Origin of the sequence: Streptococcus oralis (assembly GCF_003943825.1) — a bacterium.
GTDB lineage: Bacteria > Bacillota > Bacilli > Lactobacillales > Streptococcaceae > Streptococcus > Streptococcus oralis_CD.
The window spans coordinates 1-767 of the sequence record NZ_RJNJ01000055.1 but is presented as its reverse complement, the minus strand read 5'-3'; the positions used below and the strand labels follow the sequence as shown (position 1 = coordinate 767).

Below are 767 nucleotides of genomic sequence, written 5' to 3'. Positions count from 1 at the left end.
GAACAAGAGAAAACTCTTGCAAACCTTCAATCAACAGCTACTTATCAATCTCTTACAGAGGAACAAAAGAAAGAATTGACAGAAGCTATTTCTAAAAATTCTAATTCTACTATTGAGTCAGCAAAAACAATTTTAACAACAGTAGGGGGATTAAAAGAAAGTATAGAGAATTCAGAACAACAAGTAACTAATCTATCTCTAGTGCAGACGAAAGCAAATCAACTCTTACCTGCAGCATCTAGCTCCTTGACAACATTGTCAAATGGATTTACAAAATTGCAAACTGCTGTAGATAACCAGTTAGTTCCTGGAAGTCAGTCAATTGAAAGAGGAGTTGTAAACTATACTAAAGGACTGGATACTATTTCTATAGGTGCGAATCAACTAAGTGAAAAGAATGCAAGTTTAACAACTAGTCTAGATCAATTAGTTTCTGGATCAAGTAAGTTGACAGAAAATACATCAACCTTGACAGCTGGAGTAGATGCGTTAGCTGGAAAAACTCCAGAATTAGTAACAGGTATCGAAAAACTCTCATCTGGTTCTAGCCAATTAAATAGTAAGAGTCCAGAGCTAATAGCAGGTCTCACTAAATTACAATTTGGCTCTGGTCAATTAACAGATAAATCAACACAGTTACTTTCTGCAGCATCTCAACTCGGAAGTGGTGCTATGAAGATTGCAGATGGTGCTGGAAAACTAGCAGAAGGTGGAACAACCTTAACCTCTAGTCTTGAAGATTTACAGACAGGAGTTGATTCTGATTC

Annotated in this window: 1 pseudogene; it reads left to right on the top strand. The window is 36.4% G+C overall.

Going from position 1 to position 767, the window contains the following annotated elements:
- A pseudogene (locus D8863_RS10520) lies at positions 1–767 on the top strand (hypothetical protein); the annotation flags it as partial.